The following is a 25147-nucleotide window of genomic DNA, read 5'->3' on the forward strand; positions in this document are numbered from 1 at the left end:
CGTATCACGCCCGATCCGCGACGCGTTCGCCGAGCAGGCCCTGGGGGCGGAGCAGCAGGACGACGATGAGGAGGACGAAGGCCCATACGTCCTTCCAGGCGCCGCCGCCGAAGAGGTCCATGCCGGGGACGTCGCTCATGTAGCCGGTGGCGAGGGATTCGGCGACGCCGAGTACGACTCCGCCGAGCATGGCGCCGTAGATGTTGCCGATGCCGCCGAGTACGGCTGCGGTGAACGCCTTGAGGCCCATGATGAAGCCCATGCGGAAGCCGATCTGGCCGTTCTTGAGCCCGTAGGCGACGGCTGCGACGGCTGCGAACGCGGCGCCGATGGCGAAGGCCATGACGATGATGCGGTCGGTGTTGATGCCCATGAGCTTGGCGGTGTCGGGGTCCTGCGAGGTTGCCTGCATGCCGCGGCCGGAGCGGGTCTTGGAGACGAAGAGTCCGAGGGCGATCATGCAGACGGGTGCGGCGATGAGGACGAAGAGGTCACCGCGTTGGATGTTGGCGCCGAGGATGTCGAAGGCGTCGCCCTTGAACTGGGGGAAGGGGTGGTCCTTCGTGGCGTCGGGGTACCACTTCCAGATGGCCTGCTGGAGTGCGAGGGAGAGTCCGATCGCGGTGATCAGCGGGGCGAGTCTGGGGGCGGTGCGCAGGGGCCGGTAGGCGAAGCGTTCGGCTGCGACGCTGATGGCGACGGAGCATATGACGCCGCCGATGATCATGAGGGGGACGATTGCGAGGAGGTTGGAGCCGGCCGGCATCCAGAGGTACACGGTGAGAGCTCCGAAGCCTCCGATCATGAAGATCTCGCCGTGGGCGAAGTTGATGAGCTGGATGATTCCGTAGACCATCGTGTAGCCGATCGCGATGAGACCGTACATCGCGCCGAGGATGAGTCCATTGGCCAGCTGTTGCGGCAGTTCGTTCACCGCAGGGCCTCCGTGGAGTGGTTCGGATATGGCACCGCGCGGGAGCGCTGGTAGCGCTCCCGCGCGGTCTGGTTTTCTTTTGTTCCGTCTGACCGGGAGGGCTTGGTCAGTCCTTCTTGTAGGCCTCGCTGAGCTTGGAGACCCACTTGCCGCCGTCGACCTGGTAGGCGGTCATCATGGTGTTGGTGGTGTCGCCGAATTCATCGAAGGAGACGGGGCCGGTGACGCCGTCGAAGCTGACCTTGCCGACGGCCTCGAGGACCTTGGCGCGGGCGTCGTCGGGGAGCTTGCCGTCGTTGGCGGCGACGACGGCCTTGACGGCCTCGATGATCGCCCAGGTGGCGTCGTAGGTGCCGCCGCCGTAGGCCTCGTAGGCGTCCTTGTAGCCGGCCGCCTGGTAGTCCGCGATGAACTTCTTGGCGGAGTCGAGCTCCTCGACGGGCTTGCCGACGGAGGTGGCGATGTCGCCCTGGGCCTTCTTGTTGAGCTTGATGAAGTCGGCGCTGTACATGCCGTCGCCGCCCATGAGGGGGATCTGGACGCTGTCCTTGAGCTGCTGGCTCAGGGGTGCGCCGGCGGGGTACTCACCGCCGTAGTAGACGGCCTTGGCGCCGGACTTCTTGACCTTGGTGACGACGGCGTTGAAGTCGCGGTCGTCGGGGTTGACGTGGTCGGAGCCGGCGATCTTGCCGCCGAGCTCGGTGAACGTCGTCTTGAAGGAGGCGGCGAGACCGGCGCCGTAGGGCTTCTGGTCGTCGATCAGGTAGACCTGCTTGATCTTCGCGTTGTTGAAGAGGTACTTCGCCGCGAAGGCGCCCTGGATCTGGTCCGTGGTGGCGGTGCGGAAGTAGGTCTTGTAGGGGCGCGTCTTGTCGCCGGTCTTCCAGTTGTCGCCCTGGGTCAGCTCGGTGCCCGTGTTGGCGGGGGAGATCTGGGTGAGGCCGGCGTCGTTGAGCGGCTTCTGCATCGACTGGGAGACGCCGGAGTTCAGGGGGCCGACAACGCCGACGACCTTCTTGTTGTCGATGAACTTGGTGGCGTTCTGCTGGCCGACGGAGGGCTGCGCCTGGTCGTCGAGCGGCTGGACCTCGAAGGTGATGCCGGGGACGGTCTTGTCCTTGTTCGCCGTCTTGGCGGCGAGGTCGGCGGAGTTCTTGATGCCGAGGCCGAGGGCGGAGAGGTCGCCGGTCAGCGGCGCGTCGACGCCGATGACGACGGTCTGGTTGTCGCCGCCGCTGCTGCTGTTCTTGCTGTCGTCGCGCGACCCGCAGGCGGTGAGCGTCAGTGCTCCTGTGGTGAGCACTGTGGTGAGGATGAGCAAAGAACGGTGTCGCACGAAAAGTCCTTTCCCTGGCGCGGCCTCCTCTGCTTGAGGTGCCGTGTCGTTCGCCGGGCCGTACTGGGTTGGTACAGGGCCGTGCTGCAGACGCGCCCGGCGGCGCGGTGACTGGCCGTGACTCTAGGCGTAGGTGGCGGGGTCGGGGATGGGTCGGCGGAGGATGTGACTGTCTTGTTATGCCGTTGAGGAAGGCTTGAGGTGGCTGTGGGGACATGTACGGCTTTTTGCTGGACGGTGAAGTGACCGCATTCTGAGAACGCGCAGCTCTGCTAAGGGGCTTGAGGCGATCTTGGTGCTGTCGCGTGATCGGGGGTGTGAGGGCGCGACAGTCTGCGGGGCCGGGTTCTGTGTGCTGCCCGGCGGCGCTCCGGTATTGCGCGCTTGTTACGCAGTGTTACGTCGGGGAGGTTTGTGGTCGACGCCCTGTGGTGTCCGTGGGCTGCGTGTGGCTGCCGAGTGGGCCACACAAGGGGTTGCGGGGTCAAGGGTGTTGCGTGTGGATGTTGTTCAACGGTCTTGTGTGGGCCGCTTGTTGTGGGCGGATATGACTCTGCCCGGCTGGATTTGTGGTCCGGCCGGGCAGAGGTGTGTTCTGGTGTCGGTGGGTCAGGCGGCTGCCGCCTTGGGGGTGTCGCGGAGCAGGCAGGTGAGGCGAGCGGTGCAGACCCTCTTGTCCTGTTCGTCGGTGATGACGATCTCGTAGGTGGCGGTGGAGCGGCCGCGGTGTACGGGGGTGGCGGTGCCGGTGACGAGTCCGCTCCGTACCCCTCGGTGATGGGTGCAGTTCAGGTCGACGCCGACGGCGAGCTTGGTGGCGCCGCCGTGGAGCATGGTGCCGACGGAGCCGAGGGTTTCGGCGAGGACGGCGGAGGCGCCGCCGTGCAGGAGTCCGTAGGGCTGGGTGTTGCCTTCGACGGGCATGGTGCCGACGACGCGGTCCGCGGAGGCTTCGACGATCTGGATACCCATGCGTTCGCCGAGGTGTCCGGCGGAGAAGAGTGCGACCAGGTCGACGCCGAGGGTGGCGTACTCGTCGATGATCTCCTGGGGGAACTTGGGTGTGGTGTGCTCGCCCATGGGGTCCGGCTCCGATCGTCTGCGGTGGTTCGTCGTTCTCTTGCTGTGTGCATTGTTCTTATCAGACGACTGAGCGAACGCTTAGCGGGTTGGGTGTGCGGATCCTCTCCGGATGCTCTGCTCCCGGACGTCCTGACCGCGGACGTCCTGACCGCGGACGTTCTACCCCTTGGTGTTCTCGAAGCGGATGACGACGGACTTGCTCGCGGGGGTGTTGCTGGTGTCGGCGGTGGAGTCGAGCGGGACCAGCACATTGGTCTCGGGGTAGTAGGCGGCGGCGCAGCCCCGTGCGGTGGGGTAGTGGACGATGCGGAAGCCGGGGGCGCGGCGCTCGACGCCGTCCTTCCATTCGCTGACGAGGTCGGTGTAGGCGCCGTCGGTGAGGCCGAGGGTGCGGGCGTCGTCGGGGTTGACCATGACGATGCGGCGGCCGCCCTTGATGCCGCGGTAGCGGTCGTCGAGGCCGTAGATCGTGGTGTTGTACTGGTCGTGGGAGCGCAGGGTCTGCAACAGCAGTCTGCCTTCGGGGAGTTCGGGGTATTCGACGGGTGCCGCGGTGAAGTTGGCCCTGCCGGTGGCGGTGGGGAAGCGGCGGGAGTCGCGCGGGGCGTGCGGGAGGGTGAATCCGCCGGGGTGGGCGACGCGGGTGTTGAAGTTCTCGAAGCCGGGGACGACGCGGGAGATGCGGTCGCGGATCGTTGCGTAGTCCTTCTCGAACTCTTCCCAGGGGGTGGTGGATCCGGGGCCGAGGACGGCGCGGGCGAGGCGGGCGACGATGGCGGGTTCGGAGAGCAGGTGGGGGCTTGCGGGGGTGAGGTTGCCGCGGGAGGCGTGGACCATGCTCATGGAGTCCTCGACGGTGACGAACTGCTTGCCGCTTGCCTGGACGTCCTTGTCGGTGCGGCCGAGGGTGGGCAGGATCAGGGCGCGGGTGCCGGTGACGGCGTGCGAGCGGTTGAGCTTGGTCGATACGTGGACGGTGAGGCGGGCGCGGCGCATGGCGGCCTCGGTGACGGTGGTGTCGGGGGTGGCGGCGACGAAGTTGCCGCCCATCGCGAAGAAGATCTTGGCGTCGCCGTCGCGGAGGGCCTGGATGGAGCGGACGACGTCGTAGCCGTGGTGGCGTGGTGAGGTGATGCCGAATTCCTTGTCGAGGGCGTCGAGGAATTCGGGGGCGGGGCGTTCGAAGATGCCCATGGTGCGGTCGCCCTGGACGTTGGAGTGGCCGCGGACGGGGCAGACTCCGGCGCCGGGCCGTCCGATGTTGCCGCGGAGCAGGAGGAAGTTGACGACTTCGCGGATGGTGGGGACGGAGTGTTTGTGCTGGGTGAGGCCCATGGCCCAGCAGACGATGGTGCGCTTCGAGGCGAGGATCATGGTGAGGGCCTGCTCGATGGTGGCGCGGTCGAGTCCGGTGGCGGTGAGGGTCTCGTCCCAGTCGGCGGCGCGGGCGGCGGCGGCGAATTCCTCGTACCCGTGGGTGTGTTCGCGTACGAAGGTGTCGTCGACGGCGCCTTCGGTCTCCAGGATCATCTTGTTGAGGAGCCGGAAGAGGGCCTGGTCGCCGCCGATGCGGATCTGCAGGAAGAGGTCGTTGAGGGCGGTGCCCTTGATCATGCCCTGGGGTGTTTGCGGGTTCTTGAACCGTTCCAGGCCGGCTTCGGGCAGCGGGTTCACCGAGATGATCCTGGCGCCTGCGGATTTGGCCTTCTCCAGGGCGGAGAGCATCCGGGGGTGGTTGGTGCCGGGGTTCTGTCCGGCGACGATGATCAGATCGGCCTGGTGGAGGTCCTCGAGGGAGACGCTGCCCTTGCCGATGCCGATGGTCTCCGTTAGGGCGGAGCCGGAGGACTCGTGGCACATGTTGGAGCAGTCCGGCAGGTTGTTGGTGCCGAATTCGCGGGCGAACAGCTGGAGCAGGAACGCGGCCTCGTTGCTGGTGCGGCCGGAGGTGTAGAAGAGCGCTTCGTCGGGGGAGCCGAGGGCGCGCAGTTCCCCGGCGATGATGTCGAAGGCGTGTTCCCAGGTCACCGCTTCGTACCGGTCGGCGCCTTCGGGCAGGTACATCGGCTGGGTGATGCGGCCCTGCTGGCCGAGCCAGTAGCCGCTGCGGGTGGCCAGGTCGGCCACGGGGTGGGCGGCGAAGAAGTCGGGGGTGACGCGGCGCAGGGTGGCTTCTTCGGCGACGGCCTTGGCGCCGTTCTCGCAGAATTCGGCGGTGTGCCGTTTGTCGCCCTCGGGCCAGGCGCAGCCGGGGCAGTCGAAGCCGTCTTTCTGGTTGACCTTGAGGAGGGTCTGTGTGGCGCGGCGGACGCCCATCTGCTGTTGGGCGATGCGCAGGCTGTGGGCGACAGCGGGCAGTCCGGCGGCGGCGTGCTGGGCCGGTTCGACGTGTGGTGCGTCCTGGACCGGGTCACCGGTGGGCGGCTTGGTGGCCATGTCTGCTCCCCTTTGAGCCAGCTGCGAACCTGCGCGGTGTCGCTGCATGCGTTCCTGTGGTTGTTCCTTTGCTCGATCGTGTCACGTGGCGCCGGGCGTGTGCCGGGCGAGTGGTGCGCGGTCCGGATTGTCGGTGGTCCGTGGCAGGATCGGGGGCGTGGCTGAGACGGCATCGAAGAAGACGGCAGACAACCGACCGCGCCTGCTCCTGATGGACGGGCACTCCCTGGCGTACCGGGCGTTCTTTGCGCTGCCTGCGGAGAATTTCACGACGGGGGCGGGGCAGCCGACGAACGCGGTGTACGGCTTCGCGTCGATGCTGGCGAACACGCTGCGTGACGAGGCGCCCACGCATTTCGCGGTGGCTTTCGATGTCTCGCGCAAGACGTGGCGGTCGCAGGAGTTCCCGGAGTACAAGGCGACCCGTTCGAAGACGCCGGACGAGTTCAGGGGGCAGGTCGAGCTGATCGGCGAGCTGCTGGACGCGATGCATGCCGATCGTTTCGCGGTCGACGGCTTCGAGGCGGACGATGTGATCGCCACGCTGGCGACGCAGGCGGAGGCGGCCGGCTTCGAGGTGCTGATCGTCACCGGTGACCGGGATTCGTTCCAGTTGATCACGGACAACGTCACGGTGCTGTACCCGACGAAGGGGGTGTCGGAACTGACGCGGTTCACCCCGGCGAAGGTCGAGGAGAAGTACGGGCTGACGCCGCAGCAGTACCCGGACTTCGCGGCGCTGCGCGGGGACCCGTCGGACAATCTGCCGGGTATCCCGGGCGTCGGGGAGAAGACGGCCGCGAAGTGGATCAACCAGTTCGGTTCGTTCGACGACCTCGTCGCGCGCGCCGACGAGGTCAAGGGGAAGGCCGGCCAGAATTTCCGGGACCATCTGGAGTCCGTGAAGCTGAACCGGCGGCTGACCGAGATGGTCCGGGATGTGGAGCTGCTGAAGGCTCCGCAGGATCTGGAGCGTGCGCCGTACGACCGCTCGGCGGTCACGGGTGTGCTGGATGTGCTGGAGATCCGTAACCCGAGCCTGCGGGAGCGGCTGCTCGCCGTGGACCCGGGGGCTGCGGAGGCCGAGGCTCCGGCGCCTGCCGCGGGCATCGAGCTGGACGGTGCGGTGCTGGGTACGGGTGAGCTCGCGCCGTGGCTGGCCGAGCACGGCGGGCAGCCGCTGGGTGTCGCCTCGGTGGACACGTGGGCGCTGGGCACCGGCAGTGTCACGGAGGTCGCGCTGGCCGCGGGGGACGGGGCGGCGGCGTGGTTCGACCCGGCGCGGCTCGACGAGGCGGACGAGCGGGCGTTCGCCGCCTGGATCGCGGATGCCGGGCAGCCGAAGGTCATGCACAACGCGAAGAGTGCGATGCGGGTCTTCCCGGAGCACGGCTGGCAGATCGGCGGCGTCACGATGGACACGGCGCTGGCCGCGTATCTGGTCAAGCCCGGCCGTCGATCCTTCGCGCTGGACGCCCTGTCGGTGGAGTATCTGGGCCGGGAGCTGGCCCCCGCGGCGGCGTCCGACGGGCAGCTGGCGTTCGGTGCGGACGACCAGGCGGAGGCCGAGGCGCTGATGGCGCAGGCCCGTGCGGTCCTGGATCTGGGCGAGGCGTTCACCTTGCGGCTGCAGGAGGTCGGCGCCGCCGAGCTGCTGCACGACATGGAGCTGCCGACGTCCGCACTGCTGGCCCGCCTGGAGCGGTACGGCATCGCAGCGGACCGAGAGCACCTGGAAGGAATGGAGCAGCAGTTCGCCGGCGCGGTGCAGCAGGCGGTGAAGGAGGCGCACGCCGCGGTGGGCCGTGAGTTCAACCTCGGGTCGCCCAAGCAGCTTCAGGAGGTTCTCTTCGGTGAGCTGGGGCTGCCGAAGACGAAGAAGACGAAGACGGGTTACACGACGGACGCGGATGCGCTGGCGTGGCTGGCGGTGCAGACGGAGCACGAGCTGCCGATCATCATGCTGCGCCATCGCGAGCAGGCGAAGCTGCGGGTGACGGTCGAGGGCCTGGTCAAGACGATTGCGGCGGACGGCCGTATCCACACGACGTTCAACCAGACGGTGGCGGCGACCGGCCGGCTCTCGTCGACCGACCCCAATCTGCAGAACATTCCGGTCCGCACGGACGAGGGCCGGGCGATCCGGCGCGGCTTCGTCGTCGGCGACGGGTTCGAGACACTGATGACGGCGGACTACAGCCAGATCGAACTGCGGGTGATGGCCCACCTGTCGGAGGACGCGGGCCTGATCGAGGCGTTCACGTCCGGCGAGGACCTGCACACCACGGTCGCTTCGCAGGTCTTCGGTGTCGACAAGTCCGCGGTCGACGCGGAGATGCGCCGCAAGATCAAGGCCATGAGCTACGGGCTCGCGTACGGGCTCTCCGCGTTCGGTCTGTCGCAGCAGCTGAACATCGAGGCGGGTGAGGCGCGCGGTCTGATGGACACGTACTTCGAGCGGTTCGGCGGGGTCCGTGACTATCTGCACCGGGTGGTGGAGGAGGCCCGGGCCACCGGCTACACGGAGACGGTCTTCGGCCGCCGCCGCTACCTCCCGGACCTGAACAGCGACAACCGGCAGCGCCGCGAGACGGCTGAGCGGATGGCGCTGAACGCACCGATCCAGGGCACGGCGGCGGACATCGTCAAGGTCGCCATGCTCCAGGTCGACCGGGCGCTCACCGAGGCGCGGTTGAAGTCCCGGATGCTGCTCCAGGTCCACGACGAAATCGTGCTGGAGATCGCCAAGGGCGAGCGGAAGCAGGTGGAGGAGATCCTGCGCCACGAGATGTCGACGGCGGTGCGGCTGCGTGCCCCGCTGGATGTGTCGGTCGGCGTGGGTGCGGACTGGGAGTCCGCCGCGCACTGACGTGAGTGGGGCGGTCCCGGCAGTCGTACGCCTCTCAGTCGCCGGGCGGGCTCGATACCAGGTCCGTCCGGCGGCCGGGATCCCCGGCCCCGGTGGGCGGCCGGTTCCGCCTCCGTTCCCGGAGGCGTATCCACACCCCGTACAGCACCAGTCCGACGGCGAGGCCGGCTCCGGCACCGAAGCAGGCAGTGGGGATGATGTCCAGCGGTGTGTCGATGTGCCCGAAGTACGCGTACCAGCGGGCGCACCGGTGGACGACGCCGAGCAGCACGCAGAGGCTCAGCAGGGCGCCCGCGTACCACCGGTCCCGGTGGTCGAGGACGGGTACGGACGGCGGGGCGGGCCGGGTCCCGGCCTGCCGCAGCCCCGACACGGTGAACCAGGCGAGGACGGTCAGCGCCACGGCCGAACTGCCGTACTGCACGTACTGGAACACCGGAAAGCCGCCGATACTCTCGCCCAGCACCGGCACCAGCCGGGTGCCCCACCGGTCGTGATGGGTGAACGCGTCCCACACCACATGGCTGCCCGCCCCGAGGACCGCCGACAGGACGAACCAGGCACCGTCCCGTGCGCCCCGGGGTCCTTGCCGCTCTCCCCGTACGAAGGTGTGCACGCGCCCCTGCCAGGGCTGCGGGAGCAGTGCCACCAGTGGTTCGCGCAGCAGCAGCCACAGCGCCACGAGCGCCGCGGTGATGAGCACGTCCACCGTGAACACACCCCACACCGCATGGGTGACCTCCCCGAACTCCATGGCACCGGGGATTGCCGTGTCCGCGTAGTACGTCATGTCGGGGGCGAACGAACCGGCGACGAGTGCCGAGGCGAGGAGCGGCCCGCGCGCGGTGCCGTTCCGGCGGATCGCCGGGAGGACGGCTGCGGCATGGCTCAGGGTGAACGGCATGGCGGCAAGTATGCGCGAGTACGCCGGCGGTGATCCGGTGCTCGTCCGATGCACAGTCGACGCCTCCTGTACAACTTGCGGTCTGCAACGTGAAATACCGGTAAGAAACAGTCAGGGCACTGTGTTCGAGCGGCACGAGTTGCCGTAGGGTCGCCTGAGTCCTTGCGCTGGGGAGCGCGGGCAGCCGTCGACGGGGAGGGACCAGACGTATGGCAGCGCAATTCGGCCGCCGACTGCGCCGAGGGGCGACCACCACTGCGGTGGCCGCGGTTGCTGTGGCGGCACTGGCCGCCTCGCAGGGCCCCGGTGCGGTACTCGCATCGGACGGCGGCGGCACCGGTGGTGACCAGCCGGCCGCCGGTTCCACACCGTCCGACGACCCCGCAGCCACCGGCAACTCGCCGTACTACACGGACCTGCCCCCGCTGGTCAGCCCCAACAAGCCCGGTACGTCGACGAATCTGCCGATCACCGGCAGTGCGCAATCGGGCATACCGGCTTCGGTTCTGGCCGCGTACAAGAAGGCCGAGCGGTCTCTCGCGGACACCGACGCGGCCTGCCGGCTGCCGTGGCAGCTTCTCGCCGCGATCGGGAAGGTCGAGTCCGGCCAGGCCCGCGGCGGCCGGGTCGACGCGAACGGCACCACGTTCTCCCCGATTCTCGGCCCGGTCCTCAACGGTCAGGGCTTCGCCATGATCAAGGACACCGACAACGGGGCGTACGACGGGGATTCGACGCACGACCGTGCGGTCGGCCCGATGCAGTTCATCCCGTCGACGTGGGCGACGTGGGGCCAGGACGGCAACGACGACGGCCGCAAGGACCCCAACAACATCTACGACGCGGCGCTCGCCGCCGGGCGCTATCTCTGCGCCGGGTCGCGCGACCTGGCGGTGGCGGCCGATCTCGACCGGGCGGTCCTCAGCTACAACCACTCGAACGAATACCTCCGTACGGTCCGTTCCTGGTTCGACTACTACAAGCGCGGCACGCACGAGGTCCCCGACGGCAGCGGCGTCGTCCCGCCGCCCCTCGGCGGTGGTACGGACCCGAGCCCGAACCCCGGCACATCGCCGACCCCGACCCCGACCCCGCCCCCGAGCCCGAGGCCGGGCCTGAAGGGGCCTTCGACGCCTTCGAAGCCTTCGACGCCTTCGACGCCTTCGAAGCCGGGCGGCGGTTCGACGAGTCCCGAGCCGGCTCCCAAGCCGAATCCGGCGCAGACCCTCGGCGCCGTGGAGAACGCGGGCACCAGCAAGCTGACCGCCACCGCGGGCGGTGCGTTCGCCGAACGGATCAAGGTGCGGGCGAAGAACAGTCTGGGCGGTCCGCTCGCCAAGGTGTCCGTCACATTCACCATCGCCGGTGACACCGACGCCCGCTTCGAGGGCGGGAAGAGCGCGGTCACCCTGGCCACCGGCGCCGACGGCACGGTGACGGCTCCGGTGCTGCATGCGGGCGAGAAGACGGGCCGGTTCACGGTCCGGGCCATCGCCACCGGACGTTCGCTGCCGGCCGTCCCGTACACCGCGACCGTGACGGCCCGCCAGGCCGACGCGATCGCCAGGACCGGCGACAAGGCACTGACCGCCGCCCCCGGCGCCGAGTTCGCCGACACCGTCGCGGTCAAGGCCACGTACCGGGGTGCGGTCGCGTCCGGTGTCGCCGTCACCGCGACGATGATCACCGACGGTGACACGCCGGTGGAGAACGACAAGGGCCCGTACTTCAAGGACGCGGACGGCAACACGGTCCGCACCCTGACGGACCTGAAGACCGGCGCCGACGGCACGCTGACGCTCCCGAAGATCTACGCCGACGACACCACGGGCACGTACAGGCTCCGTCTGACCACCGAGGGCGGTGCCACCGTCGTCATCGAGCTCGACGTCGAGGCGCCCGCCGCCTGACGGCGGCCCCGGAGCCGTTCCGCGTCCTCAAGCAGCCCCTGTGCCACCACCCGGCACAGGGGCTGCTTCACGTGTTCTCATCTCGCGTCTCCATTGCTACGGTGCCCCAATCCTGACGCCCTGTCAGATCTGCTCTCCGGGAGGCCGAGCATGCGTGCCGTCATCGCCGCCGCCATCGGGCTGGCCGCGGCCCTCGCCCTCGTGTTCACGGTCACCGCGATCGGCGCACCACCCGGCGAGACCTCGCCCAAACCTCTGCTGACCACCGTCCCCGGACCCAAGAAGTAGAGGGAGGACGCCATGCGCCGCCGAGCCGGACTCGTACTCCTGGCCCTCGCCGTCTTCTTCGCCGCGCTGTCGCCACTGCTGCGCTGGTACGCCTTCCCGAGGCTGGCGAAGATCCCGCCGAGCCAGTACCAGGAGGTGGTTCTGGAGGCGAAGCCCGCCACGCTCCTCGACTACAACGACGGCATGAAGGTCAAGCAGGTCCCCAAGGTCACCATCGTGCAGACCCTCAAGGGCAATGTGGAGGAGTCCGAGAAGATCGAGCGCAGCGCCGGCCGCGACGTCGTCGTCTGGGACACCCTCAGCTACGTGGTCGACCCGAACGGCGCGATGGTCTCGCAGATCCCCGAGCGCTACATCTTCGACGCGCACAGCCAGGCCCCCGTCCACGCCACCGGCGAGAGCGTCGACGGCGACCCCGTCGAGCGCGAGGGCATCGAGTTCAAATGGCCGTTCCTCACCGAGAAGCGCGACTACGAGTACTTCGACGCTCAGACCCGCACCAGCTCGCCGATCCACTACAGGGGCACCCGGACGTTCCGCGGCATGGACGTCTACTACTTCGAGAAGACGATTCCGTGGACCAAGGTCCCGATGCCGAAGAAGATGCCGATCGAGGGCGTGACCGCCGCACAGGTCGCCAAGACGGGCATGAACCGCTGGTACGCGACCAAGCGGATGTTCTGGGTCGACCCGGTCACCGGCGCGCCCGTCAACGGCGAGGAGATCCACAAGGAGGAGCTGCGCAACGCGAAGGCGATGGGAATGCCCGAGGACACGGTCACCGCGTTCGCCGGACACGTGAAGATGCGCGAGGACTACATCGAGTCCACCGTCGCGCTGGTCAAGTCCCAGCGTGTGCTGATCCTGCTGCTCACCTCGTACCTGCCCCGGGGTTTCCTGATCCTTGCCGCCGGGCTGCTGGCACTCGCGCTGTGGCTGGAGGCGCGGTCCCGGCGGCCGGACGGCCGGGAGCCGGAGGCGGCGACCGCGCGTGCCCCGGATCCGGCGCCTACTCCCGCCTGAGCCGCGCCGAGGTGTACCGGGTCGCCGCGACCGTCGTCGGGTCCTCCGGCCACGGATGCTTCGGATAGCGGCCGCGCAGCTCCGCCCGCACCGCCCGGTATCCGTCCTGCCAGAACGACGCCAGATCGGCGGTGACCGCCGCCGGGCGGCCGGCGGGGGAGAGCAGGTGCACGAGGACCGGCACCCCGGCCACCTCCGGTGTCCCGGTGAGACCGAACAGCTCCTGGAGCTTCACCGCGAGCACGGGCTGCGCCCCGCCGTACTCGACCCGGATCCGGGACCCGCTCGGCACCTCGATCCGCTCGGGCGCCAGCTCGTCCAGCCGGGCCGCCTCGCCCGTCGCCCACGGCAGGAGCCGCCGCAACGCCTGCCCGGCGTCGATGCGGGCCAGGTCGGAGCGGCGGCGGGCCCGTGACAACTCGGGCTCCAGCCATTCCTCGGTACGTGACAGCAGCGCAACGTCCGACATCGCGGGCCACGGAACCCCCAGCTCCCGGTGCAGGAAGGTGAGCCGCTCGCGCAGCTGCTCGGTCTCCCGGGTCCAGCGCAGCAGGCCGAGCCCCTCGCGCCGCAACCCGTCGACGAGCGCTGCCCGCACCAGCGCGGGGTCCGGCTGCTTCAGCGCGCGCACGGACAGTTCGACAGCGCCCAGGCGTTCCACGGAGCGGGCAACCACGTCCCGGCCGTCCCATCGGACCTCCTCGCCCGCGAACCGCAGATGCCCGGCGGCCAGCCGCGCCGTGTCCTCGTCGATGACGGCTGCGAGCCGCACCCGTGCGGACGCGGCGTGCGCCGGGCGGTCAGCGACCGCGACGGCCAGCCAGGGTGCGCTGCGCAGCCGCGATCCGTCCCGCAGCTCCGCGCCCGTCCCCGACGCCATCAGGAACGTTCCTTCGCCGCGGGCCCGCGCCACCCGCTCCGGGAACGCCAGCGCGGCCACCAGGCCGGCGGCGGCATCGTCCGTGCCGGAACCCTCGCGGGCGCCTTCCAGGGACGACGACAGCCGTCGTACCTCCTGCCGCCAGCGCGCCGCGTAGCCGTCGCCGCCCCGCCGGGCGGTACGCAGCGCCACCGCCAGGTCGTCCCCGTACTCCCGCGGCGGCTCCTCGCTCAGCAGCGCCACCACCTCCGCCGCCCGGCGCCCGCCGACCTCGGCCGCGCCGTCCAGCAGCGCGCGGGCGAGCCGGGGATGCAGGCCGAGCCGCGACATCCGTACGCCCCGGTCGGTCACCCGGCCGACCGCGCCCACCGCGCCGACGGCCGTCAGGACCTCGCGGGCCGCCCCCATCGCACCGGCGGGCGGCGGGTCGAGCAGCGCCAGCCCCGACGCGTCCGGATCGCCCCAGCAGGCCGCCTGCAGGGCGAACGCCGCCAGATCGGCCACCTTGATCTCCGGTGACGGGAACCGGGCGAGCCGCCCGTCCTCCGCCTGTTCCCAGCACCGGTACACCGCGCCCGGCGCCTCACGCCCCGCCCGGCCCGCCCGCTGCCTCCCGGTGGCCTGCGAGGCCCGCACGGTCGTCAGCGCACTCAGTCCGCGGGCATGATCGGTACGCGGCTCCCTGGCCAGGCCCGAGTCGACGACGATCCGCACCCCCGGCACCGTCAGCGACGACTCCGCGACGGAGGTCGCCAGCACCACCCGGCGCCCCTCGGACGAGCCCGACAGCACCGCGTCCTGCACCGCGGCCGGTGCCCGCCCGTGCACCTGCAGAACCTCGGCGGGCACCCCCGCCAGCTGTCCGGCCACCCGGCCGATCTCACCGACCCCGGGCAGGAAGCAGAGCACGTCGCCGTCCCGCTCGGCGAGCGCCCGGCGCACCACCGAGGCGACATGCGTCAGCAGCGCCGGGTCGACCCGCATCCCGTGCGGCGGCCCGACCGGCCTCACCGGCGGCGCCCACACCACCTCCACCGGGTGCGACACGCCCTGCGCCTCGACCACCGGCGCATCGCCGAGCAGCCGCGCCCACCCCTCCGCGTCCGTCGTCGCCGACGCGGCGACCAACCGCAGATCGGGCCGGATCGCCTCCCGTACGTCGAGGAGGAAGGCGGCGACCGTGTCCGCGTCCAAATGCCGTTCATGACACTCGTCGATGATCACCGCATCGACCCCGGCGAGCTCCTGGTCGCGCTGGAGCCGTTGCAGGAGCACACCGGTGGTCACCACCTCCACCACCGTGCCGCGCCCCACCACACGCTCTCCGCGGACCGTGAACCCCACACGCTCCCCGGTCTGCTCCCCGAGGAGCCACGCCATGCGCCGGGCCGCCGCGCGGGCCGCGATCCGGCGCGGTTCGGCAACCACCACGCGGCGCGCGGGGCCGTCGCCGACCAGGCCGGCGAGGACCAGCGGGACCAGCGTCGTCTTGCCGGTGCCGGGCGGTGCGCAGAGCACCGCGACACCCCGGTCGTCGAGCGCCTGCCGGAGCGCGGGCACGGCGGTACGGACGGGCAGCCGGTCGAGGGCGTCGCTACGGATCACGCCCCCAGTGTCGTACGACGGGTGCCCGGGCCCGTACGGCGGGAGCGGCCGGTCGCGTACGACCAGGGCTCAGGGGCTGTCGGGCTGCCTTCGACCGCCCGATCAGAGGTAGCCCGACAGCCGCTCAGCCGTGCCGGCCGGAGCTCAGTCCCGTACGCAGACGAAGATTGCCGTGCCCGGGATCAGGTTTCCGCGCAGCGGGGACCAGCCGCCCCACTCCTGGTTGTTCCAGGCGGGCCACTCCGGTTCGACCAGGTCGACCAGGCGGAACCCGCCGGCCACCACGTCCCGCACCCGGTCGCCCACGGTCCGGTGGTGCTCGACGTACACGGCGTTGCCCTGCTCGTCCTGCTCGACGTACGGGGTGCGGTCGAAGTAGGAGGCCGCGACGGACAGGCCCTCGGGCCCGGGCTCGTCCGGGAACGCCCAGCGGATCGGATGCGTCACCGAGAAGACCCAGCGGCCCCCCGGGCGCAGCACCCGGTGCACCTCGCGGAAGACCTGTACGGGGTCGGCGACGAACGGCACCGCGCCATAGGCGGAGCAGGCCAGGTCGAAGGAGCCGTCCCGGAACGGCAGCACTCCGGCGTCCGCCTCCACCAGCGGCACCTCGTCGCCGATCCGCAGCGCGTGCTGGAGCTGGCGGTGGGAGAGGTCGAGGGCGACGGGACGGGCACCCTGGGCGGCCAGCCAGCGCGAGCACTGCGCCGCGCCCGCACCGATCTCCAGGATGTCCAGGCCGCTCAGCGACTCCGCGGGGCCGAGCAGGCCGGCCTCGGCCTCGTCGAGACCCTCCGGGCCCCAGACGAATCGGTCGTCGCCGAGAAAGGCGCCGTGGTCGCTCTGGTACTCGTCGGCGTTCCGGTCCCACCAGCCGCGACTTGCCCGGCTGCTCTCCGCTTCGCCGGCGCTGCGGCGGGTCGCTTCCGGTTCGGTGGTGTAGATCTCTTGGCTCATCGTGTCCGTCGTTGTAGTTTGCCTTCACCCCACCGCACGCGGTACGTACCTAGGGGTACCTGTGAGTACGGAACCGTACCCACGCAACACGGCCGGGACGGATGTGGCCTCGGGGAACATGGATTGTGCCGGGTATGGGCCCCTGTGTCCCCCGTGTGCGCGTTCGCGCATTGACCCTGCCCGGCTGCCCCCGTATGCTACAAGTTGCGCTGCGAGCCTGCGCGCCTCAGACCTAGCAGGCCGCGCTTGCGTCTGTTGTATGTCCCCTCGGTTCACGAGGCGCCTCCCGCTCGCCGGGTCGGGCGCTTCCTCGGCTGTCCGGCTTCTGCAGAGGCGATACGGGCTCTCGGCGTAGCAGTACCTACGACTCACTGTCCGTACCGGAGCCCTTTCCCACATGACGAGCAGCACCGAGACCACCGCCACCACTCCGCAGGTTGCGGTCAACGACATCGGCGACGCGGACGCGTTCCTCGCGGCGATCGACGAGACGATCAAGTACTTCAACGACGGCGACATCGTTGACGGTGTCATCGTCAAGGTTGACCGGGACGAGGTTCTCCTCGACATCGGTTACAAGACCGAAGGCGTCATCCCGAGCCGCGAGCTCTCGATCAAGCACGACGTCGACCCGAACGAGGTCGTCAAGGTCGGCGACGAGATCGAGGCCCTGGTTCTCCAGAAGGAGGACAAGGAAGGCCGCCTGATCCTCTCGAAGAAGCGCGCTCAGTACGAGCGTGCCTGGGGCACCATCGAGAAGATCAAGGAAGAAGACGGCATCGTCACCGGTACCGTCATCGAGGTCGTCAAGGGTGGTCTCATCCTCGACATCGGCCTCCGCGGCTTCCTTCCCGCGTCGCTCGTCGAGATGCGTCGTGTCCGCGACCTCCAGCCCTACGTGGGCAAGGAGCTCGAGGCCAAGATCATCGAGCTGGACAAGAACCGCAACAACGTGGTCCTGTCCCGCCGTGCCTGGCTCGAGCAGACCCAGAGCGAGGTCCGTCAGACCTTCCTCACGACCCTGCAGAAGGGTCAGGTCCGCTCCGGCGTCGTCTCCTCGATCGTCAACTTCGGTGCCTTCGTGGACCTCGGTGGCGTCGACGGTCTCGTGCACGTCTCCGAGCTGTCCTGGAAGCACATCGACCACCCCTCCGAGGTTGTCGAGGTCGGCCAGGAAGTCACCGTCGAGGTTCTCGACGTCGACATGGACCGCGAGCGTGTTTCGCTGTCGCTCAAGGCGACGCAGGAAGACCCGTGGCAGCAGTTCGCCCGTACGCACCAGATCGGGCAGGTCGTTCCCGGTAAGGTCACGAAGCTCGTTCCGTTCGGTGCGTTCGTGCGCGTCGACGAGGGCATCGAGGGTCTGGTCCACATCTCCGAGCTGGCCGAGCGCCACGTGGAGATCCCGGAGCAGGTCGTCCAGGTCAACGACGAGATCTTCGTCAAGGTCATCGACATCGACCTCGAGCGCCGTCGCATCAGCCTCTCGCTGAAGCAGGCCAACGAGGCGTTCGGCGCCGACGCCGCCTCGGTCGAGTTCGACCCGACCCTGTACGGCATGGCCGCGTCCTACGACGACCAGGGCAACTACATCTACCCCGAGGGCTTCGACCCCGAGACCAACGACTGGCTCGAGGGCTACGAGACCCAGCGCGAGGCGTGGGAGACGCAGTACGCCGAGGCGCAGGAGCGCTTCGAGCAGCACCGCGCCCAGGTCATCAAGTCCCGCGAGGCCGACGAGGCCGCTGCTGCCGAGGGCGCTGCCGCCCCGGCCGGTGGCGCCCCGGCTGCCTCCGGCGCCGGCGGCGGCTCGTACTCCTCGGAGTCCGCGGACAACTCCGGCGCCCTGGCGTCGGACGAGGCCCTGGCTGCCCTGCGCGAGAAGCTGGCGGGCGGCCAGAGCTGACGCTCTGACCCTCCGGTCGGTCATCGACTGCAGTAGCTGACAAGTGAGGCCCGCTCCCCCCAGGGAGCGGGCCTCACTCGTGTCCGGGGTCCGGTTCTACGGGGTGACCGTGATGTCGGTCAGGCCCTTGCCTGGCATCACGGAGCGTCCACCTCCGCACCGAAGGCGGTCACCGCACTGCACGCGCGCGTTCTGGCGTAACCACCCTGTGAAAGGGCACAGGCTGGGAATGCCTGTGCCCCGCCGGGCGTTCTTCCCCAGGAATACGAGGAGGAGCGGTAACCGTGCTTGATCCGCAGAGTTTGTACGAATGGGAGCCGAAGGGCCTGGCCGTCGTCGACATGGCGCTCGCCCAGGAGTCGGCCGGCCTGGTCATGCTCTACCACTTCGAGGGGTACATCGACGCGGGTGAGACCGGCGAGCAGATCGTGGACGGCCTCCTCGAGACACTGCCGCACCAGGTCGTGGCCCGTTTCGACCACGACCGGCTCGTCGACTACCGCGCACGGCGCCCGCTGCTGACCTTCCGGCGTGACCGCTGGGCGGCGTACGAGACCCCGACGCTGGACGTCCGGGTGGTCCAGGACGCCACCGGGGCGCCCTTCCTGCTGCTCTCCGGGCCCGAGCCGGACGTGGAGTGGGAGAGGTTCGCCTCCGCCGTCGAGCAGATCGTCGAGCGGCTGGGGGTGCGTCTCGCCGTCAGCTTCCACGGCATCCCGATGGGCGTCCCGCACACCCGGCCGGTCGGCATCACGCCGCACGGCAACCGCACGGACCTGATGCCCGGCCACCGCAGCCCCTTCGACGAGGCACAGGTCCCCGGCTCCGCCGAGGCACTGGTGGAGTACCGGCTGATGAAGGCCGGTCACGACGTCCTCGGCGTCGCCGCCCATGTGCCGCACTACGTCGCCCGCTCCGCGTACCCTGACGCCGCGCTCACCGCACTGGAGGCGATCACGGCCGCGACCGGCCTGGTTCTGCCGGGCATCGCGCACTCCCTGCGCACGGAGGCCCACCGCACGCAGACGGAGATCGACCGCCAGATCGACCAGGGAGACGAGGAGCTCGTCTCGCTCGTCGAGGGGCTTGAGCACCAGTTCGACGCGCTCGCGGGCTCCGAGGCGCGCGGCAACCTGGTCGCGGAACCGGTCGACCTGCCGTCCGCCGACGAGATCGGCCTCGAATTCGAACGGTTCCTCGCCGAGCGGGAGGGCGACGGCTGACCGCCGGCCCGGACGGCGTGACCGGGCCATGACCGCGCCCGGAGGCGGGGCTAATCTCTCGACCATGCTGAAAGTGGGCCTGACCGGCGGAATCGGCGCCGGCAAGAGCGAAGTGTCACGACTGTTCGTCTCGTACGGAGCGGTACTGATCGACGCCGACCGGATCGCGCGCGAGGTCGTCGAGCCCGGAACCCCCGGACTAGCGGCCGTCGTCGAGGCCTTCGGCGACGGCATCCTCACCGCCGACGGCACCCTGGACCGGCCGAAGCTCGGCTCCATCGTCTTCTCCGACGCCGACCGGCTCGCCACGCTCAACGCGATCGTCCACCCGCTGGTCCGCGCCCGCTCCGCCGAACTGGAGGGGGCGGCGGGCCCCGACTCCGTCGTCGTCCACGACGTCCCCCTCCTCACCGAGAACGGACTCGCCCCGCTCTACGACCTGGTCGTCGTCGTGGACGCCGCCCCAGGGACCCAGCTCGACCGGCTCGTACGGCTGCGCGGCATGACGGAGCCCGAGGCCCGCGCCCGGATGGCCGCGCAGGCCACCCGCGAGCAGCGACGGGCCGTCGCCGATCTGATCGTCGACAACGACGGACCGCTGGAGGCGCTGGAGCCACAGGTCCGCAAGGTCTGGGAGGAACTGACGCAGCGGGCCGCTGCCGCGTCCGGACGGGACTGACGCGGCGGGCCGCCGCGGGCCGGTCCACCGACCGGAATACCGGCACCAGGCCGGACGTTGGAAACGCGTTGACGAAGGGAAGGATGCGACCGTGCCCGAGAGGACCCCGGAAACCCATGTCATCGACTTCCGCGCGGCCGAACGCCTGCTGGCCGCGCGCGACCCGCGGGGCGCGGTCAAGCTGCTGGACTCGGTGATCGCGGCCCATCCGGAGAACACGGCCGCCCGTCTGCTGCGCGCACGCGCCTTCTTCGCCGCCGCCCAACTGCGCCCGGCCGAGCTGGAATTCGAACTAGTCCTGGAGCGCGAACCGGACAACGCGTTCGCGCACTTCGCGCTGGCCCGTACCTTCCAGCGCTCCGGCCGTTCGGAACAGGCCGTGCGTCACTTCCGGCTGGCCGCCGCACTCGACCCGAACCCGGAGTATCTGCTAGCGGCCCGCTTCGACACGGACGGCTGACGCCACGGTCCCGTCCAGGAGGATCACGGCTCTCAGGACGGGCCCTCCGGGGCTCCGATCGGGGCCGGATCCGGTCCTGCGGAGCGGTGACGCAGGCCTGCCCGTACGCGGGCCGGGGCTGTGCGGCATCGACGTCTGCGCCTACCGACCTGTCCCTGATTCCTGTTCCTGATGACGGAGCCCCGCGCCGGGACCCGGAGGTCAGTGCCCGTACCGGCCGCGTCCACCGTGGTCCGGTTCGTACGGGGGGATGTTGCGGCCCGGCTGGTAGTGCGGGCCCTGGTGGATGTGGTGGACGATCACTGCCAGATCCACCAGCGTCAGCAGAAGGAGCAGACCGCAGGCCGCGGCCCAACCCGGGCGGTCGACCAGGCTGAAGGCTGTCAGGCCGAAGACCGCCCAGGCCATGCCCCATAGACTCAGGCACAGCCGCAGGCGCAGCGGGCTACGTGCGGTCATCGGTTCATTACCGGTACGCATGGTGATCGCCTCTCCTCCCAGGATGGACCCGCGGCGGCGGTTTTGAGTAACGACGACGACAGAATGTGGGGGACCGTCCGTGAACGGCACACCATGGGGGCACAGCGCCACCCGCCGGGCCCGGGTCCGCGGGTCGCTGCTCGGCGGTGCGATCGGGGACGCCCTGGGAAACCCGGTGGAATTCCTGTCGCTCGCCGGTATCCGCCGGGCGTACGGGGAGCAGGGTGTCCGGGAACCTGTCACGGACGGGGACGGGGCCGTCGGCCGGGTCACCGACGACACGCAGATGACCCTGTTCACCGCGGAAGGGCTGATCAGGGCGCACTCCCGGGCCATGTCGAAGGGGATAGGCGGCGCCGAGACCGCGATGGTCCGCAACGCCTATCTGCGCTGGCTCGACACCCAGAACCATCCGGCGCCGCCCGCCCGCGGCGGGGACGACCTCGTACGGACCGGGTGGCTGCGGCAGCAGCGCTTCCTGTACGCCCGCCGGGCCCCCGGCAACGCCTGCCTCACCGGTCTCGCGGCCGGCCACATCCCCGACCCGACGGGACCGATCGGCCTGCCGGGTCCGGTCAACACCGGGTCCAAGGGGTGCGGCACGGTGATGCGGTCCGCGCCCTTCGGCCTGATCGGCGAGGGAGCGGCGACCGGCTTCGCGCTCGCCGCCCGCTGTGCCCAGATCACCCATGGGCATCCGACCGGTGCGTTCGCCGCCGGGGCCCTCGCCGCGATCATCGCCCATCTGCTGGAGGGCGACTCGATGGCGGGCGCCGTACTGCGCGCCATGGAGCTGCTGGCTCGCCACCCGGGGCACGAGGAGACCACGGCGGTGCTGCGCGCGGCCGTCGACCTGGCCGCGCAGGGGGCGCCGACCGCCGAGAAGGTGGAGTCGCTGGGGGCGGGCTGGGTGGCCGAGGAGGCCCTCGCCATCGCCGTGTACTGCGCCCTGGTGTTGCCCGGCGCCGGCGAGGTGGCGGAGTCGCTGTTGCTCTCGGTCAACCACTCGGGCGACAGCGACTCCACCGGCTCGGTCTGCGGCAATCTGCTCGGCGCTCACCACGGTGACGTGCAACTCCCGTCCTCCTGGCTCGTGCTGACGGAGGGACGGGCCGTGATCGCCGAGCTGGCGGATGATCTGTGCCTGGAGTTCGAGCAGGCGGTGGCGTGGCCGCAGGAGCGCTATCCGGTGTGCTGACGGACACCGGGCGGCGAGGAGCCCGGCGCGGGAGGGCGCCGCGTGCCGGGAACCGCGCCCAACGGCCGTTCGTTCGGCTGTATATGAGCGGACGACGTGTGCGTGAGGGATATTCAGGGACGGGACCCGGCTCGATCACTCCGGACGGTTGCGCGGTCGAGCTGTACAGACGGCTTTCCGTCGGCGGCGAACCGGATGTGATCGCGGCGGCGGTACCCGCCGGTGCGAGCATTCTCGAACTCGGCTGCGGGGCGGGCCGTGTGACCCATGCGCTGGTCGAGCGCGGCTTCGAGGTCACGGCCGTGGACGAGTCGCCGGAGATGCTGGAACACGTACGGTGCGCGCGTACGGTGCAGAGCCCCATCGAGTCCCTCGACCTCGGCGGTGAGACCTTCGACGTGGTGATGCTGGCGTCGTTCCTGGTGCATGCGAGCGAACACCGGGTACGCGACGGAATGCTGCGCGCCTGCCGACGGCATGTCAGGGATGGTGGCGTCGTGCTGCTGCAGCGTGAGGGCATCGATTACCACACCGATCTGCCGCGGGAGCGTGTCGATGCGTCCGGCTGCACCGTACGGATCGTCTCGGCGGACCCCGTCGGCGACGAGGTGTGTGCGGTGCGCGCGGAGTACGTCTTCGACGATGCGCGATGGACCCAGACCTTCCTGTCGCGCCAGCTGACGAAGGAGCAGTTCGAGGGGCATCTGGAGGCGGCGGGACTGGCCGTGGACCGGTATCTCACGGCTGATGGGGTGTGGGTGCGGGCCCTGCCCGCCTAGGGTCATGCGATGAGTTTCGGACGGCGGCGGGGTCTGCCCCTGTGTACGCGACACCACGCGACGCTTCTTCGAGGAGACCCCGATGTCCGAGATCACGACGGCGACGAACGCGACGACCACTGACGCCACGACGGAGAACACGGCACGCAGCCGCGGTGCGGTCGCGCTGACCGTCGCGCGGGTCGTACTCGCCCTGTTCTTCGCCTTCAGCGCGTTCGCCAAGCTGATCGCCCATGAAACCGCGATCGAGTCCTTCGACCGCATGGGCTGGAGCCATGGTGCGATGTACCTCATCGGCGCCCTGGAGATGGCAGGCGCCATCGCCCTGCTGGTACCCCTGCTGTCCGGCGTCGCGGCGATGGCTTTCGCCGCACTGCTGGCCGGCGCCTCCATCGTCCAACTGACGCTGCTCGACCCGGTGAACGCGATCATGCCCGCACTGCTCATCGGGCTGGTCGTCCTGATCGCCCGGGAGCAGCGGGGCAGAACGGCACAGCTGGTCGCGCTCATCCGCAGGCGCGCGTAGGGCGAGCGGGCCTCCGTACGTCCACTGCCGCAGCCCGGCACCGAACAGCGTCCCGCGGATGCGCCTCGGTGCCGGGCTGCGGCGGCTCGCCGCCACCGCGGTCAGTGAACCGTGCTGAAGCTGCGCCAGGGGAGGGAGGTCGCTGCGTTCACATCGGTGAACGTGGTGGCGAGATACGTCGTCCCCGGGCCCGTGCAGTCTCGTGTCCGGTACAGGATGATGTCGATCAGGGTCCCGTTCACCACTGCTTTGGCACCCGGGAAGAGCCGGTGGCAGCCCTTCACCGAGGGGCTGTTCAACGTGATCACGGCATCCCGCTCGGTGACGTAGGTGACCGGCCCGACCGCGGTGCGACCGAGGCCTGAACAGCCGGCGACGGTGAGGGTCAGGAGCGCGGTCCCGGCTGCGATGCCGAGACGGCGGCGTCGGTGAGCGATCACGGGCATGGGCGGGTCCTCGTCTGTCTCGTCCGGCTCGTCCGTACGTCAGGTGCTGACGATGGTCACCCTGCCCTCTCCCGGCCGCCCCGGCATCCGGTGCGGGGCCTGCCGGGTGATCATCCCGTGGGTCGGGGTTCGCCCGGTGTACTTAATGGGCATAACGTGGTAATAACGGCGCGAATCAGGCGTTTCTGGCTTTCAGGGGGCCGTCATGGTCGAAGAACTGGTGGTCGCGATAGCGGCGACGGCGTCCGTGGGTGTGGTCTACGCGATGGCCGCGGCGCGGGTCGTGAAGCAGTACGAACGGGGCGTCGTGCTGCGGCTCGGCAGGCTGCGCAACGATGTGCGCGGCCCCGGATTCACCATGATCCTTCCCGGCATCGAGCGGCTGCGGAAGGTCAATATGCAGATCGTGACGATGCCCGTGCCCGCACAGGACGGCATCACGAGGGACAACGTGACGGTGCGGGTGGATGCGGTCATCTACTTCAAGGTGGTCGACGCGGCGAGCGCGGTCGTGGAGGTCGAGGACTACCGGTTCGCGGTGTCGCAGATGGCGCAGACATCCCTGCGGTCCATCATCGGCAAGAGCGACCTCGACGACCTGCTGTCCAACCGGGAGAAGCTGAACCAGGGACTGGAGCTCATGATCGACAGCCCTGCGGTGGGCTGGGGCGTCCAGATCGACCGGGTGGAGATCAAGGACGTATCGCTGCCGGAGACGATGAAGCGCTCCATGGCGCGCCAGGCCGAGGCCGACCGCGAGCGGCGCGCGCGGGTCATCAACGCGGACGCGGAGCTGCAGGCATCGAAGAAACTGGCCGAAGCGGCCGCCCAGATGTCCGCCCAGCCGGCCGCGCTGCAGCTGCGACTGCTGCAGACCGTGGTCGCGGTCGCGGCGGAGAAGAACTCCACACTGGTGCTGCCGTTCCCGGTGGAACTGCTCCGCTTCCTGGAGCGGGCGCAGCAGCCCGGACAGGTGCAGCAGCAACCGCAACAACAACCGCAGCCGCCGCAGCAAGAACAACCGCAGCCGGAGCCGCAGCCGCAACAGGTGCCGCCCGTGGTGCCTGCGGACGCGCCTGCGCCTGCACCTGCCGCCGCGCCGGTGGCCTCCGGGCCCACGCGGGCCGCCCGCCCGAAGCCACTCGCCAGGCACTGACCTGAGCGAATACCGGCCGAGGACCGGTTGTCAGACCCCCCGCCTAGACTCGCGGAGTCAGTGAGATCA

General features: G+C 69.9%; 21 protein-coding genes. 12 read left to right on the top strand and 9 right to left on the bottom strand.

Annotated elements, in window-relative coordinates; genetic code table 11:
* Nucleotides 1-4: 4 nt before the first annotated feature.
* The 4 genes from OH809_RS31675 to OH809_RS31690 form a co-directional block, all read right to left on the bottom strand.
* The gene (locus tag OH809_RS31675; protein ID WP_406418472.1) at nucleotides 5-934 is read right to left on the bottom strand and encodes a branched-chain amino acid ABC transporter permease; all 930 of its coding nucleotides are present in this window, start codon (nucleotides 932-934) and stop codon (nucleotides 5-7) included.
* 106 nt (nucleotides 935-1040) lie between these two features.
* Nucleotides 1041-2255, bottom strand: a complete 1215-nt coding sequence (locus tag OH809_RS31680) for a branched-chain amino acid ABC transporter substrate-binding protein (protein WP_406424869.1) — start codon at nucleotides 2253-2255, stop codon at nucleotides 1041-1043.
* 624 nt (nucleotides 2256-2879) lie between these two features.
* The gene (locus OH809_RS31685; protein WP_406418470.1) at nucleotides 2880-3350 is read right to left on the bottom strand and encodes a PaaI family thioesterase; all 471 of its coding nucleotides are present in this window, start codon (nucleotides 3348-3350) and stop codon (nucleotides 2880-2882) included.
* A 162-nt stretch (nucleotides 3351-3512) separates the two neighbouring features.
* Nucleotides 3513-5789, bottom strand: a complete 2277-nt coding sequence (locus OH809_RS31690; RefSeq protein ID WP_406418468.1) for an FdhF/YdeP family oxidoreductase — start codon at nucleotides 5787-5789, stop codon at nucleotides 3513-3515.
* Between the two features lie 157 nt (nucleotides 5790-5946).
* Here OH809_RS31690 and polA point away from each other — a divergent pair, with 157 nt between their 5' ends.
* On the top strand, nucleotides 5947-8658 hold the full coding sequence (polA, locus tag OH809_RS31695; RefSeq protein WP_406515964.1) for a DNA polymerase I: 2712 nt from the start codon (nucleotides 5947-5949) through the stop codon (nucleotides 8656-8658).
* A 34-nt stretch (nucleotides 8659-8692) separates the two neighbouring features.
* Here polA and OH809_RS31700 read toward each other — a convergent pair whose 3' ends face one another.
* The gene (locus tag OH809_RS31700) at nucleotides 8693-9562 is read right to left on the bottom strand and encodes a DUF4184 family protein (RefSeq protein ID WP_406515965.1); all 870 of its coding nucleotides are present in this window, start codon (nucleotides 9560-9562) and stop codon (nucleotides 8693-8695) included.
* 209 nt (nucleotides 9563-9771) lie between these two features.
* Here OH809_RS31700 and OH809_RS31705 point away from each other — a divergent pair, with 209 nt between their 5' ends.
* The 3 genes from OH809_RS31705 to OH809_RS31715 all read left to right on the top strand — a co-directional run bounded on the left by OH809_RS31705 (nucleotide 9772) and on the right by OH809_RS31715 (nucleotide 12783).
* Nucleotides 9772-11472, top strand: coding sequence for a lytic transglycosylase domain-containing protein (locus tag OH809_RS31705; RefSeq protein ID WP_406515966.1), 1701 nt, complete (start codon nucleotides 9772-9774; stop codon nucleotides 11470-11472).
* Between the two features lie 150 nt (nucleotides 11473-11622).
* Nucleotides 11623-11760 (top strand): SPW_0924 family protein, encoded by a 138-nt coding sequence (locus OH809_RS31710; RefSeq protein ID WP_266986840.1) that lies wholly within the window; start codon nucleotides 11623-11625, stop codon nucleotides 11758-11760.
* Between the two features lie 12 nt (nucleotides 11761-11772).
* The gene (locus OH809_RS31715; RefSeq protein ID WP_406418460.1) at nucleotides 11773-12783 is read left to right on the top strand and encodes a DUF3068 domain-containing protein; all 1011 of its coding nucleotides are present in this window, start codon (nucleotides 11773-11775) and stop codon (nucleotides 12781-12783) included.
* Here OH809_RS31715 and hrpB read toward each other — a convergent pair.
* On the bottom strand, nucleotides 12770-15268 hold the full coding sequence (hrpB, locus tag OH809_RS31720) for an ATP-dependent helicase HrpB (protein WP_406418458.1): 2499 nt from the start codon (nucleotides 15266-15268) through the stop codon (nucleotides 12770-12772). The genes OH809_RS31715 and hrpB overlap by 14 nt on opposite strands.
* Nucleotides 15269-15412: 144 nt before the next feature.
* On the bottom strand, nucleotides 15413-16225 hold the full coding sequence (locus OH809_RS31725) for a class I SAM-dependent methyltransferase (protein WP_266986846.1): 813 nt from the start codon (nucleotides 16223-16225) through the stop codon (nucleotides 15413-15415).
* A 397-nt stretch (nucleotides 16226-16622) separates the two neighbouring features.
* On the opposite strand from OH809_RS31725, the gene rpsA reads away from it, so the two are divergent.
* The 4 genes from rpsA to OH809_RS31745 all read left to right on the top strand — a co-directional run bounded on the left by rpsA (nucleotide 16623) and on the right by OH809_RS31745 (nucleotide 20493).
* Nucleotides 16623-18131 (top strand): 30S ribosomal protein S1, encoded by a 1509-nt coding sequence (gene rpsA, locus OH809_RS31730; RefSeq protein ID WP_406418456.1) that lies wholly within the window; start codon nucleotides 16623-16625, stop codon nucleotides 18129-18131.
* Nucleotides 18132-18415: 284 nt separating this feature from the next.
* A complete protein-coding gene (locus OH809_RS31735) occupies nucleotides 18416-19354 on the top strand; it encodes a PAC2 family protein (RefSeq protein WP_406418454.1) in 939 nt (312 codons plus the stop codon).
* A 64-nt stretch (nucleotides 19355-19418) separates the two neighbouring features.
* A complete protein-coding gene (gene coaE / locus OH809_RS31740) occupies nucleotides 19419-20033 on the top strand; it encodes a dephospho-CoA kinase (RefSeq protein ID WP_406418452.1) in 615 nt (204 codons plus the stop codon).
* Nucleotides 20034-20124: 91 nt separating this feature from the next.
* On the top strand, nucleotides 20125-20493 hold the full coding sequence (locus OH809_RS31745) for a tetratricopeptide repeat protein (RefSeq protein WP_406418450.1): 369 nt from the start codon (nucleotides 20125-20127) through the stop codon (nucleotides 20491-20493).
* 201 nt (nucleotides 20494-20694) lie between these two features.
* On the opposite strand, the gene OH809_RS31750 is transcribed toward OH809_RS31745, so the two are convergent.
* Nucleotides 20695-20973: a DUF6343 family protein gene (locus OH809_RS31750; RefSeq protein ID WP_393303211.1), complete on the bottom strand. Its 279-nt coding sequence runs from the start codon at nucleotides 20971-20973 to the stop codon at nucleotides 20695-20697.
* A 79-nt stretch (nucleotides 20974-21052) separates the two neighbouring features.
* Here OH809_RS31750 and OH809_RS31755 point away from each other — a divergent pair, with 79 nt between their 5' ends.
* From OH809_RS31755 to OH809_RS31765, 3 genes are all read left to right on the top strand, one after another.
* Nucleotides 21053-22171: an ADP-ribosylglycohydrolase family protein gene (locus OH809_RS31755; protein ID WP_406418448.1), complete on the top strand. Its 1119-nt coding sequence runs from the start codon at nucleotides 21053-21055 to the stop codon at nucleotides 22169-22171.
* An 83-nt stretch (nucleotides 22172-22254) separates the two neighbouring features.
* Nucleotides 22255-22950, top strand: a complete 696-nt coding sequence (locus tag OH809_RS31760) for a class I SAM-dependent methyltransferase (protein WP_406418446.1) — start codon at nucleotides 22255-22257, stop codon at nucleotides 22948-22950.
* Between the two features lie 82 nt (nucleotides 22951-23032).
* The gene (locus tag OH809_RS31765; protein WP_406418444.1) at nucleotides 23033-23476 is read left to right on the top strand and encodes a DoxX family protein; all 444 of its coding nucleotides are present in this window, start codon (nucleotides 23033-23035) and stop codon (nucleotides 23474-23476) included.
* A 101-nt stretch (nucleotides 23477-23577) separates the two neighbouring features.
* Here the strand turns inward: OH809_RS31765 and OH809_RS31770 are convergent, their stop codons facing one another.
* Complete coding sequence (locus OH809_RS31770; RefSeq protein ID WP_406418442.1) at nucleotides 23578-23922, bottom strand: hypothetical protein; 345 nt, start codon at nucleotides 23920-23922, stop codon at nucleotides 23578-23580.
* Between the two features lie 205 nt (nucleotides 23923-24127).
* On the opposite strand from OH809_RS31770, the gene OH809_RS31775 reads away from it, so the two are divergent.
* Complete coding sequence (locus OH809_RS31775; RefSeq protein WP_406515967.1) at nucleotides 24128-25078, top strand: slipin family protein; 951 nt, start codon at nucleotides 24128-24130, stop codon at nucleotides 25076-25078.
* Nucleotides 25079-25147 lie beyond the last annotated feature (69 nt).

This window comes from Streptomyces sp. NBC_00873 (assembly GCF_045207415.1).
Taxonomy (GTDB): domain Bacteria; phylum Actinomycetota; class Actinomycetes; order Streptomycetales; family Streptomycetaceae; genus Streptomyces.

Bases quoted from the DNA above. Each gene is read 5' to 3' on its own strand.
- OH809_RS31750 (WP_393303211.1), bottom strand. From the start codon at position 20,973: ATGCGTACCGGTAATGAACCGATGACCGCACGTAGCCCGCTGCGCCTG.
- OH809_RS31690 (WP_406418468.1), bottom strand. From the start codon at position 5,789: ATGGCCACCAAGCCGCCCACCGGTGACCCGGTCCAGGACGCACCACAC.
- OH809_RS31765 (WP_406418444.1), top strand. From the start codon at position 23,033: ATGTCCGAGATCACGACGGCGACGAACGCGACGACCACTGACGCCACG.
- OH809_RS31725 (WP_266986846.1), bottom strand. From the start codon at position 16,225: ATGAGCCAAGAGATCTACACCACCGAACCGGAAGCGACCCGCCGCAGC.
- OH809_RS31715 (WP_406418460.1), top strand. From the start codon at position 11,773: ATGCGCCGCCGAGCCGGACTCGTACTCCTGGCCCTCGCCGTCTTCTTC.
- OH809_RS31710 (WP_266986840.1), top strand. From the start codon at position 11,623: ATGCGTGCCGTCATCGCCGCCGCCATCGGGCTGGCCGCGGCCCTCGCC.
- OH809_RS31760 (WP_406418446.1), top strand. From the start codon at position 22,255: ATGAGCGGACGACGTGTGCGTGAGGGATATTCAGGGACGGGACCCGGC.
- OH809_RS31700 (WP_406515965.1), bottom strand. From the start codon at position 9,562: ATGCCGTTCACCCTGAGCCATGCCGCAGCCGTCCTCCCGGCGATCCGC.
- rpsA (WP_406418456.1), top strand. From the start codon at position 16,623: ATGACGAGCAGCACCGAGACCACCGCCACCACTCCGCAGGTTGCGGTC.
- coaE (WP_406418452.1), top strand. From the start codon at position 19,419: ATGCTGAAAGTGGGCCTGACCGGCGGAATCGGCGCCGGCAAGAGCGAA.
- OH809_RS31775 (WP_406515967.1), top strand. From the start codon at position 24,128: ATGGTCGAAGAACTGGTGGTCGCGATAGCGGCGACGGCGTCCGTGGGT.
- OH809_RS31705 (WP_406515966.1), top strand. From the start codon at position 9,772: ATGGCAGCGCAATTCGGCCGCCGACTGCGCCGAGGGGCGACCACCACT.
- OH809_RS31685 (WP_406418470.1), bottom strand. From the start codon at position 3,350: ATGGGCGAGCACACCACACCCAAGTTCCCCCAGGAGATCATCGACGAG.
- OH809_RS31770 (WP_406418442.1), bottom strand. From the start codon at position 23,922: ATGCCCGTGATCGCTCACCGACGCCGCCGTCTCGGCATCGCAGCCGGG.